Genomic DNA, 12535 nt, shown 5'->3' with positions numbered 1-12535 from the left:
TTGCAGAAACTTTATAAAAGCCAATTTTCATATTTCTTTTTTCTAACAATCTTGGAAGTTCATAAGCCTTTATAAAACCACTATATATTATTTTATCATTCAATGAAATAATAGTATTAATATCTTGGCTATTTTCATACGAGTTCCCTACAAAGATCAATGTAGATCTAGATGCAAAACAAACAATACATACACATAATAACATCAGCCCGACTGTTACCATTAATACTTTTCTATTTTTCAAATTCATTTATATCATCTCCATTTAAGACCTAAACTATAGACATCAACAATATTATTATCATAGTGAACATATGGATAAGGTATTTTTCTATTCATATAATTCAAGGAATTACTACCTCTATTTATATTATATTGTTGTTGCAGCATAACTTTTCTTTGTGTCGAATTACTATTGTGAAAAACACCTCCTTGTTTCATTATATTAAATGGATTCTTTGAATGTAGCAATCCGGCTGCATGTCCAAATTCATGAGTTGCAGTAAAGGTGTTATTGTGAGACAGATTATTAGACAATAAATTATTATTCGCAAAATCCCTTGACGCCAAAGTCATTACTTTTCCACCAGACATACTTGTAACTCCACGAGCCCCTTCACCATCACTATCCGCCAATACAAATAAATGGTCTGCACTTTCAACATCCTTCATAGAAGTTACCACTTTGAGATCCATATCAACCTTTAAATTATAAGTTTTGCCATCACTCCATTCAAATTCTCCTTCATAAGTACTTTTTATATCAGAAACTATATCTTTGGCAGCTCTCTTCATATTTATATTATCACTTGAATTATTGAATATTTTGGCAGCTACATGCATAGTCACAATATTGTCATTTAAAGTATACCAAATACTATCTCCGTTTATATCTATATTATTCACTGGATTATTTGCTCCATATTGATAAGGAGATAGAGAAACATACTTTTCTAAAAATCTATCAGTCTTCATAAATCTTCCCAATGTTGCATCATACATTCTTGCCCCATAATCATACCAATCCAATCCACCTTTCTGATCCAACTCTTTACCATTATACTTATATGGCTGAACGTTATTACATCCATTAGACATTAAACCACCAAAAGGATAATAATCATTCACTTCATCAACATTACCGGCCTCGTCAGTAACAACCCTTACATTACCTTGATGATCTTTCAGATAGAAATGAAACTTATTATCTTGGAAACTATAATATCCCGCCTCATTCAAGAGCATCTTCAAACTGCCATTCTCATAGATCGCATTACCACAATAAACGGTGGACGTGACGTTATTGTTTATAGTATGCGTGGTACGGACTTTCCTGCCGTCTGCAGCATATTCATATTCAATACTACTTCCATCAGCAAAGCTAATGTGACTAGGCAAATTTAAGATATTATATTGAATTTCAGATATTTTTTTGTTCAAATCTTTAGCCAGATTGCCATTTTTATCATATTCATACTCTACCGTTTCATTGACATTATCCTTAAACTCCATACCGTTACCAAATACAGAGTTGGTGGCATTGTCATAAACCGACTGTAATTGATTGCCATGGTAGATCAAATTCAGATTATCAACCAAACCATAAGAATCCGTACCCGTTTGACCGTATCTAAGCAGCCCCAAGATATTACCCATTTTGTCATAGCCGGTTATCTGTTCGTTGAAACGGTTACGGTTCTGTTTTAAGTTAGTACCTTCTCCATAAATAGCATCTTTCAAACGGGAAAGACCGTCATAAGTGAAACTGTAACCCTTTTCTTGCGGATCAATAACTGTAGCCATACCATTTTCGCCACTACGCCAACACATGCGGCTGATATTACCATTATAACAGGGAGTAGTCCCCTCTAGCGTTTCCTGATAGTTAAGCGTTTGGTTAAACAAAGGACCATTAATGCCTTTTATCCACGAACGAAGATTATATGCATAGTCGGTTCGTAACTCATATACACCATTACGTTTATCTGTTTTCAAACGACCTATCTCATCATACACATTGTCTACTAAAACAATAGGAGTATTATCATTCAACTGATAGCTAGTCTTCAATAGACGGTTGGCATGGTCATACGTATGCCGGTGCAATTCTACGGTTGGTCCAGTACCAGGAAATGTATGTATACGTTTTTCTTCCAAGGGATTTCCCGAGAAATTATAAGCTGTATGGACAATCTCCGTACCACCCAACTCATTATTACCCCTTTGCTGGATTATCCGGTAACGGTCGTCATAATACATTACCGAATACGTAAAAGTACCCGGACGGGCAGAGAGGAGCGATGTCCAAATCCCGGTCAGCTGTCCTTTATAACCACCTGCATTCCGCTTGCCATAGCCTGTTTCCTCTACGTAAACAGTGGTCATATCATTAGGGATGCCGTTCTTGCCCAAAAACTCATAGTGGTCGTAATAGTTGGCAGAAAGGAGACACGGAGACTCTAAGGTTACACCTTTCAATTGATAGCCTTTCAACCCGTTCTCTTCTTTTGCCCAATCGGCATACACGACGATAGTATCTAAAGAATTAGAAACATAATCCAACGTATTCGTACAAACTCCGGTCAATACTGTCCGACCGAAAGCATCGGGAATACTGAAACTCCATTCGTTCCGCTCACGCTGTTCGCCGTCTTGAGTAAAGACAGGATGATCGGCAGCATCATAAACGGTATAAACAGGATCGCATCCCGGAAGTTTCTTGTAAATACAGCGGTTATACTTATCGTAATGATAAATATAGGCATATTGCTGAAGAACGGGAGCCGTTTCAGACCATTCTCCTTCATCGAAAAAATAATCGGCTGCCATCGGAGGCAACACCATACACAGGTTGCCATAGTTATCATAAACATGGTACGTATCATAAGATAGTTGATTATCATCAGACTGACGAACGAGAACTATGCGACCGGCCTTGTCTTTAAATTCATAACTCACATGATTGTCTTCGTCTATCGCACGAACCACTTCCAATGTTCCGGCATCATATTCACCCGCACAAACCAAACTGTCATTCTTTATCCTATAACGGCACACGATAAAGCAACTGTCTACCCGATCAACTGCGTTTTTACGTTCTATATTGGTCAACACGTCTGTTTTGACCGGATGATTCTGCCAAGCAACTCCGGGACCATACTTCTTGACAATTCGGTTCAATGAAGAACTATCATATTCAGGATAGCTGAAGGGAGAGCTATCTTTCTCGTAATAGCTTGCTTTACAAACGGCCTCACTGACTTCTGCGGATGGAAGAAAAGCACCGCCACCAGTCGATTCTGCTACCGGAAGCCAAAGTTTAGATTCACGGTTGATTCCGTCATACTCCTGCAATGTGAGCAGGTCGGTTTTATAAGGAGTGAAGCCATGAGATATATGAAGTGAAGGATTCCCGAAATGGTCAAAATACTGTATCTCGCGAAGATAATCACAGGTGTGCAATTGGGAGAGATCATCTGTGGAGACAGTGGGAGTCAGAGTAATCACACAGGGCTGCCCCTCGGTCGTACACAAAGCATCACTAAAGTTCGGTGCCTCTATCGTCGTCGTGATCCGTCCGTTATCGACACTGCCTTCCGAAACAACATAATAGGTGCCTGAAGGAAGTTTCTTGACCTCAATGCGGGCATGTTTCTCATTCTCACACTGACCTTCTCCCGCATAATCGTCATTGCTGTAAAGGAGCTCACCGGCTCCATTCAAGATGCTCATATAAGTATCTTCCAGTTCCAAACCACAGTGACTAAACACCACATCCATCTCCTTTTGCAATACCAACTTATAAAAAACGTCATTCGCAGGTCTTGCCGGATAAGCATCCGTATAGTCTACAGAGGTATCTCGGGTATCGGAAAAGAAGAGTCCCGCCTTATATGTTCCAGCGTCGATAGCAAGTGCTTTTGTGTCTCCCGTTTGTGCAAGAAGTCGCCCGTTTATGGACAGGGAAATGTTGCCGTTCTTTTCCGCGTCGGTCACAATATAGTAGACGCCCGGGAGCAACACGGGTATATGAATACGGGCACTTTTGGCATTTGCACAAGCTCCGTCACCATCCGAATCGTCATTGAAATACAGCAACTTCTGCGTTTGGGAAAACACTTTCAAATAGGTGTCCGCAACTTCCGAACCGCAATTATCAACGGTCAGTTCCATCGGATTTTCAATCTCCAACCGATAGAAAACTTCATTGCCGGCTTTCTCCGGAAAATTGCCCGACATGAGTTCCGAGTTCTGAACATCTGTATATTGAAAGCTGTCCGCCCGGCTACCTATATCAATAGGACGAGAAAAACTGACTCCGGGAGCATACGTACGCCCACTCAAGTTCATTCTATAATACACGGCCCAAATAGGCGTGTCAGCATAAACATAAATATAATAGGTGCCCGCTCCCAAATCATACACATTCAGCTCGTAGTCTGTACCAAGCTTTTGCGTGCGGATGGGAACAACAGGATCATGCAAAGCTGAAAGAAGGTGAACACTGTAAGAATCCCCTTCCCAAGGACATTCAGTTCCATCATCATCCAGGCAAATCTCCATCGGTTCTGTCAGGGTGAAGCGATAAACTACATCATGCCGAGAATAATTATCCCAATAGTTATCACTGGCATTATAATCACATTGATAATCTATCGTATTTGCAGAATCAGCCAATGCAAAATTCTCACCAAATGTCCCCAACTCAAACGGATTGTAAAAATCTTCACCCAATTCACGAGGGGTTGTCTTTACATAAATAGTAACATCTTCCGCATCCACCGGTTTATACCCTTCATAGATGTTAGGTTTAGCAACCAGATAGTACACGCCAGGCAGCAAACCATATCCATAATCTCCCCATGCTTCCTCCACATAAATCGTACGACTCAAGAGGATGCCCGAAGAATTGAGCAAGAAAACAGTACCACTATCAGTGATACTGGGTTTTGCACTGGCTCTAATCTTCATAGGCTGCGTCACTGTTAGTTTGTAAAAAATATCCTTGGATATAAACACCCTCGTATCATCCATATCGGTCGGAGGTATAAATCCACAGTTAAAATTAGCTGTACTTTGGGTATCTTCATAAGTAAACGGTTCCGAATAGGTACCAATGTCAATAGCTGTTGCCATTCGTTCTTCCAAAGACTGTCCCCACGAATAGACAGAGCAGAATAACAAGAAAAATAAACATATATAAGTTTTCATAAAAAATCAATTTCATTATCAAGTTAAACCATTCATTGAATTACTTATCATTTACCAAAATGATAAATATACTGTTGAAGCATTACCTTACGGGCGTCCGCATCCAGATAATAACTATCTGTCAGCCGACTATAATTATCATATTCAAATTTCGTTATGACATTATTGGGATCGGTAATGGAAACAACTCCCTGCAAAGGGACATATTCATAGGTGGTAACCCGCGTATTACCGGGAAGTCTCTCACGAAGAGAGTTTATCTTATCCCATATCTCTTCAGTAGGTACGGCAAGTGAGGCCCAATCACCGAAAACGTCTTCGATGTCTCCATCATAACCAAGCGCCACACTCACCTGCTGCCGGGTAGCATTCTCTATCTTGGCTATAGGATAGCGGTTGCGATATCCCCAAATGAAGAGAACAGGCGTATCGTCTTTTGCCATAATTTCGCATACATTACTATTACTGTCATACGATTGGTAAACGACTTCATCACGAAAGTCCGCCATTCGGTCAGTTTTAAATTGCACCCTCACCGGGAGGCAGGTGCCGGACTTAAACAAGATCCTCTTTTCCGTGCATTGCTCGTCTTCGACGTGTTTATGCAAAGAGAGTATGGCAGGATAACCATCCAGATAAGTATAATGATCCGAGAATTGTACGCCGTCACTGTTTGTAAAGTCCACCCTACGTGGCTTCAACGAAGAACCTGGATTGGAGAGATGGCGGTCGTCATACGCATATTGCTTTTCCGTCGACATTACCCGTTGTCTCCCGTTCACTTTGCAATAATATTGTGTCGTTTCTTTATCAAGTGCCCAATACGTTTCACAATCCAAATAATAAGTAGTCCTCATATTCGTAGCAGAATGGGTATTGTCATTGTCAGCCACAAATACCGGCTTGCCAAGCAGGCTATTCGGTTTTTTCATGTACAAATCAACATCCACTATCAGCTTCCGGACAGGAAGATCCACAGGAATATTATACGGGCCCGCGATTACTTTTTTATATTCGTATCGGGTAGATGACACTAGCTCTTGCCCGTCGAAACGGTCTATACCCATAAGAGCCCCATTTCTCTGATTGGTCTCAAAATAGCCTGTAACAAAATCATCAGAAGGTTCATAAGGATGTCCGGGAAGCATCCGCCCAAGTCGATTCAATACGCTTTCCGGTTGATTCAACATAAACTCCCGGACAGAAGCGAATGTATTCTCCCCACTTTCCCAATGCAGAACGTCCTCAAAAGCATGTGCATCCACATCATAGTAATAGACGGTCTTTTGTGAAATGCCTCCTCCCAATATCTCTTCACTGACAATATTGTACATTACCGGACTTCCGTTACGAAAGGTAATATTAGAGACAGGCATCGAATGATAGACTGTCAAATATTCGTTCCAAAGGCTTTGCCCGTCGTCCATTACTTGCGTTACCGTAGAACAATAATCACGCTCTGTAACTATGTGTTTAATAGCACCGCCGCCCCAAACGGATTCATACTTCTCATTATTGATAACCGTCAGGCCATATCTATAATTCTTACAGAGCCTTTTCCTTGTCTTCGGATCATAGGTTTCTATACTCTTCACCCGCAATCCGCCAACCGGATAGAGGTAGTCTCGATACTCCGGCTGTTGGCTATTGTCACGAAACGCGCCGTAATTGCCTTCGTAAGAGAAAGAGGTTTCAATACCTTGCGGATCTGTTATCCGGTCAAGAATACCCACAATGTTACCAGACGCTTCACGGTCTATTCCGACTGCATTCTCAAATAATACAGTGTCTTTTCTTCCCGTGTTATTGGTATCCGGTAAAGGTATTCTTTTCGAAAAGTTCGGCACTGTCAACTTACTACCATTAGCACTCGCTTCCGAACCGTTCATAAATCCCCAATGATCTACAGCCTTCGTATAGATGGAAGGAACGCTGTTTACACCCACATACCTGAATGAATAAGTTTGCGATTCTACACCGGGAGCGGAGATACGTACAGAATCAAGTTTAGTCAAAGAGGTTTTTCCATTATAGGGAGTTACATAAAAGTTAATGGTACGCACCAGTTCTCCATTCTCATCCGTCACTTGCATTTTATCTAATACACTTGTATTGTTAGGCACTTCACCTACTGCTTTATAACTGACAGACAATCTGTTTCCCATAAAATTCACCTGTGCCAATCGGGTAGTACTCATCCTACCCTCCGCACAGTAACTACCTGACGGGTAACTCATATTCGCTACATAGCTCGAAACGCTCTCTTTATTGGCATTGGGCAAGGAGGAAGAACCTGACGATCTGCCTGCCGTAATTTGATAATAGTTATTGCCACCGCTTTTTTGTTCCATCAGATACAATTTGGGACTCCCGTCTTTATCCCTTTCATCAAAGACCAGCCTGTCATTCAAATTATAATAAGCACTAGGTTCCCATTGATTCTGAAGGGTTTGATACTGAAAACTAACCAATGTAGGATGTGGATAACGGGCTGAACAAATAGAGGTACACATCCAGCGGGTAATAATATCATTCATCGTCTCGTGTACGCCATTGAACAGATATTTGACTCCATTTCCATCTGTTATATTCATATCACTTTCAACATACCTTACCACATCGCTGTTATGAGGCACAGTAATAAGAGGGGAAGACCTGTCTGAAAAATATCCGCTTCCACCGCCACCCGGCAACTTATAAGTAAACTTATCCGGACGCGTATCCCGTTTATTATCTACCATCTCCCCATAATAAATCAATCGGTCTCTTTCATCACCGGGGACTGTATTTTGAGAAAAATATCGATCAAACCATCCATAATAGTCATTGTCTGCTACCCCGATCACCTGGCGGGCTATAGACGGTTCGAGATTCAATGTCCATCCTGCTCCCGCATATCCGCTTCCTTCTTTGGGCTTAAGCCCCGAAGCATGATAAGACAAAGTAACAGGTATGGTAACCTCCCCTGCAACTATATCATACAAGGGAATTGTTATGTCAGGCACTCCTGTGCAATGATCTATAGGATAAGACTGATATTTCACCATAGCCGTAGCCGTTGGGGAAAGTGGTACAAGTCGTGGAACATCCAGCTTTATTCCATCTTCACTCTGCCCCTTAGCAGATAAAACCGCGAAAAAGGCTGATAATATAAGAAACAGCCTCTTTAGTATTATTTTTTTATTCGTATATAGATTATTCATAACTCGTTTTTTCTATTATTTATCAATAAAATAGTTTAGTCAATACAAAATGAATTAGCAGAGTCCTTCCATTTCACACAATCATGATCTATGGAAGGACTACTACTTAATTTTCTGCTTTACAAATTCATCGCATTAGCGCCCAAAACGCCTGCCAAAGCCGAAGCCACTGCGATAACCACCTTCAGGATCATATCCCATACTGATTTCTTCATTGCCATCATTTACCTCCTTTCTGTTCTTTAATGTGTTGTGTTACTCTGTGTTTCTCCGTACTTCCAGTCTCATCAGTTCTATCGGCAAATGCTCCGAACTCATTGAATTCCTTTGCCACCTCAAAGCACGGGCACTGTTTAATCCATTCTTCCGGTTCTATCTCACCGTTTCCGTTCAAGTCCGGTGAAAGATCCCGGTGTCCGCATACCCGGCAGCCAGGGAATTTCTCCTGTAGTTGCCCAACGAGTTGCCGGAGCGTAGCCCGTTGTGCCGGAGTCCGGGTATCTGCCGGGCGTCCCCGGCAGTCCAGACCACCTTCATAGCAGATACCTATTGAATGAGCGTTGAAACCTTTTGCATGTGCGCCGATACGTTCAAGCGGGCGGGTGAGGTGCACTGTTCCATCCTTGCGGATGTAGTAGTGATAGCCTGTTCCGTTGAATCCGCGCCGCCGGTGCAACCGGTCCAAATCTTCCGGAGAAAGTGTACAATCCTCCCTCGTGGCGCTGCAATGCACCACAATCAAGTTGATAATCCTCATGTTAGTGGATAATTTCTAGTTTAGTTAAAAGTCAAATGTTTAGTTAAGCCTACGAAGTTTGTCGTTTACATTTTGTGTACTCCTCACTGCCGTGACGTCATTTATGCAGCCGGATCGGGCGCTTCTCCGCCTCCTTCATTACCGCCTCCACCGGGCTTGTCGCTTCCACCGGAGTTACCTCCTCCTGCACTACCCGCATCGGAAACAAGTTTATCATAACGGGCACACTTCGCACCGGTCACCATCGAACGGGTAGCGGTAGTGCGGTCATGATTCTTAGTCGTTGTCGGTTGGAAGCGGACAGTAAGCGTAGCCTGTGCAGCCGACACTTCGTCAGAGGTTTCCACACCTTTGCCACGAGCTACCATCACCATACGGAAGGTACCAAGACCATCCACGCTTACGCTTTCCGAAGATTGCAAGTGCTGCCCCATCACCGTCACCAGGTTGTCGAGTGTGTTTTTTACGTCACCCGGAGAGAGGGAAGAGTAGGCTGCTATTTCTTTCGAAAGTTGTGCGGAATCCACGTTTCCCGAACGTACAACTCGGGGATAGAAGAGTTTTTTACCGCTTTTTTTGTCTTCCAGAGTTGACTGGAAGGGTTTGTACAATACTGGCATAATTGTAATAGTTTTTAGTCGTTAATAATTCTAGTTTGTCTATGTCTTTAAGCTTATCGACAATGCAAATATAAGACCTTATTTCTGTCTGTGCAAGAGATTTTAAAAGTGTGCGTTAATAAATTCGTTAATATGAAAATTTGTTACTATACTACTAATTTACAATACATTACATAACATAATAGCATCATAATCCTCATTAATTCAGTTATTCAGGACACTCAACAAATAATGACCGGGCAGTTTGATTTTTCCGGCACTTGCCCGAATGACGCCGAAACCCTTCCAAACCTTACCACCGATTTCTCCGTAATTACTTTTCAGCACGATTGCATACTGTTCGGAGGGAGGAATATGATAAAGGCGAAGGTTATCCAACAGTCCGGAAAGGTTGCGCGGGTGTCCGTCAGCAGGAGCTTGCATCCGGTCAATATCCGACTGTGTCAGTTCACGTTTCTTCTTCGCCGGTTTTCTGTTAGAAAAATCTCCTCCCTCTTCTTCCTCATCCCCTCCTTTGGGCAAAGGAGGGTTAGGGAGGATGTTTTCTTTCCTTTCTTTTTCTTTTCTTTTTATGAAGGTGCTTTTTGTTGCAGTATCCGGGGATTCTGTTACAGTATCGAGGGTTTGCGTTACAATATCCGGGGTTTCTGCAACAGCATCCGGAAGGGTGGAGTGTACGGTTTCCTCATCCGGCAGCAGACAGTAGTCCGGAGAAATATGACGGCGGCTGCGGCGTTTAGTGATAAAAAGGAACTGCCTCTGAATGTCGGCGGAAGTCAGGATGCCGTAACGTTCGTAGAGAGAGGAATCGAAGAAACCGTACTCCACAAACAGATGAAGCACCCGGCGGACACTATCGTTGTCCGTGCTGAAGAGCTGGTCGGAGAGTTCGTCATAGAAGTCATCGTCGACATGAATATAATAACCCTCGCCCGAATATAGATAAGACAGGGTATAGAGCAGGATCGTGAAGGCGGAATCGCCTTCACGCTTCATCACACGGCGTACGACACGGTCGTGCATAAAATCGGTATTCAAAGGGAAATAGTCAAGCCCTTGTTTTATTCGTCCCATGATATAAATTGTTTTTATAAATCAGTCCGCCAATTCTAATTTTGATCCTGATTTTGATTCTAATTCCAATTCAAAGACTGATCCGGATTGAGATTCAGAACCTGATTCGTATTCAAATTCCGATTCACGGACTTTCCGCCTTTTCCGTTCAATGCTGGCAGCTACGGTTTCAAGGGCATGCAGAATAAGTTCCCGTCGCAACGTGGGATTTTCCGTAGAGGTTATTACCGGATAATTGCTTTCCCTGTCGCATGCCAGGGAGCGTTTCTCGTTCTTCCGGTGGTTCCGGCTGACAGTTTTACGACATTCCTTACAGTAGTTGCCGGGAAGGCCGGTTTTCTTATTGATATAAAAGGCACTTGCCGGAAGAGAGCGTTTGCAACATCCGCAAACGCACAGTGTTTGTACTTTTGAGCTTTTCATTTTGTTATCCAATTATAAATTATAAATGCTAGTTTTTATCAGTCAGGTCTGTAATCATTCAAATACGGAGTATTCGTATACAATATGTTATCCTTTTGTTATCCTATTGCCAGGTATTAACATCTGGCGTTTCAGATATTAATGGTTAGAGAAATAGCTATTAATACTTGAGAGAATAACTGTTAACAGGCATCAGTAAGCTTTCCGCAGGTGGCGGATGAGAAAATTTCAAGTTTTTTGTGTTTTTCTTGAAGTATTGCATGGCATATCCGTTTTTAATTTATATTTTTGAAACGTTTTCTATTAATCAATGGGACAAAGATAGAATATTTTTCATAAATAAAATAGCAATTTTCAATATTAAATCTCAACTATTTCACAAATCATTGATTATAAACATATAGTAAACATATTTTTGAGGCAGCCATTTTTATAGCTGTCATTTGTAAATCCGAGATTAGTCTTTTAAATAAAAAAACAGAATGGATACAAATTTGGATGTATTAGGTATCATCAAGCGTGCCAAACAGGCATTGAACTTAAAGAGAGACAGCGAACTAGCTGAATACCTGGAAGTTTCGAGAGCAACAGTTACCAATTGGGGAGCACGAAACAGTATTGATTTCCGTCTGCTGCTTGACAAATTCGGAGACAAGGTGGACTATAACTGGCTATTATTGGGAAAAGGAAATCCGAAACATCAGCCGAGATTTTGCCAAAGCGAGCTGGTACAGGGAGAAGTCGAAATTATACACAATCCGAAAACGCCCGAACCAATAGACGACCGTAGCGTGACATTATACGATATTACGGCGGCGGCGAACCTGAAAACATTATTCACCAACAAACAGCAATATGCACTGGGGAAGATATGGATTCCCAATATTTCCGTCTGCGACGGGGCGGTCTACGTCAACGGAGACAGCATGTATCCCATACTGAAATCGGGAGATATTATCGGATACAAGGAAATTAGCAGTTTCGACAACGTGATTTACGGGGAAATATACCTGGTGTCGTTTATGATTGACGGAGACGAGTATCTGGCGGTGAAGTACGTGAATCGTTCGGAAAAAGAAGGGTATCTCAAGCTCGTGAGCTATAATACTCATCATGAGCCGATGGATATTCCATTCGCGTCCATCAATGCGATGGCGATTGTGAAGTTCTCCATCAGGAGACACATGATGATGTAAGTTTTACCACAAAGAATGCAGAAGACACAGAGTTTCAAGGAAGAAAAAAGA

The 12535-nt window shown here is 41.9% G+C and carries 8 protein-coding genes; 1 reads left to right on the top strand and 7 read right to left on the bottom strand.

Annotated features, from left to right (window positions below; all coding sequences use genetic code 11):
* Positions 1–255: 255 nt before the first annotated feature.
* The 7 genes from BSCG_RS0127390 to BSCG_RS19445 form a co-directional block, all read right to left on the bottom strand.
* Positions 256–5211 carry a DUF6443 domain-containing protein gene (locus BSCG_RS0127390; RefSeq protein WP_032849397.1) on the bottom strand — a complete coding sequence of 1652 codons (4956 nt, stop codon included), beginning with the start codon at positions 5209–5211 and terminating at the stop codon, positions 256–258.
* A gap of 47 nt (positions 5212–5258) precedes the next feature.
* Positions 5259–8414: a hypothetical protein gene (locus BSCG_RS19425; RefSeq protein ID WP_008775396.1), complete on the bottom strand. Its 3156-nt coding sequence runs from the start codon at positions 8412–8414 to the stop codon at positions 5259–5261.
* 119 nt (positions 8415–8533) lie between these two features.
* On the bottom strand, positions 8534–8629 hold the full coding sequence (locus tag BSCG_RS29905; protein WP_005681936.1) for a smalltalk protein: 96 nt from the start codon (positions 8627–8629) through the stop codon (positions 8534–8536).
* Positions 8630–8634: 5 nt separating this feature from the next.
* The gene (locus BSCG_RS19430) at positions 8635–9171 is read right to left on the bottom strand and encodes an N-acetylmuramoyl-L-alanine amidase (protein WP_008775395.1); all 537 of its coding nucleotides are present in this window, start codon (positions 9169–9171) and stop codon (positions 8635–8637) included.
* Positions 9172–9272: 101 nt separating this feature from the next.
* Positions 9273–9791, bottom strand: a complete 519-nt coding sequence (locus BSCG_RS19435) for an HU family DNA-binding protein (protein WP_004302871.1) — start codon at positions 9789–9791, stop codon at positions 9273–9275.
* A gap of 204 nt (positions 9792–9995) precedes the next feature.
* Entirely contained in the window at positions 9996–10865 is an 870-nt protein-coding gene (locus BSCG_RS19440; protein WP_008775394.1) for a DUF4373 domain-containing protein, read from the bottom strand.
* A gap of 21 nt (positions 10866–10886) precedes the next feature.
* A complete protein-coding gene (locus BSCG_RS19445) occupies positions 10887–11288 on the bottom strand; it encodes a hypothetical protein (RefSeq protein WP_032849396.1) in 402 nt (133 codons plus the stop codon).
* A gap of 482 nt (positions 11289–11770) precedes the next feature.
* Here BSCG_RS19445 and BSCG_RS19450 point away from each other — a divergent pair, with 482 nt between their 5' ends.
* Entirely contained in the window at positions 11771–12484 is a 714-nt protein-coding gene (locus BSCG_RS19450) for a S24 family peptidase (protein WP_008775392.1), read from the top strand.
* The last annotated feature ends 51 nt before the right edge of the window (positions 12485–12535 follow it).

The organism is Bacteroides sp. 2_2_4 (assembly GCF_000157055.1).
Lineage (GTDB): Bacteria > Bacteroidota > Bacteroidia > Bacteroidales > Bacteroidaceae > Bacteroides > Bacteroides ovatus.
This window is presented reverse-complemented; position numbering and strand designations above follow the sequence as displayed.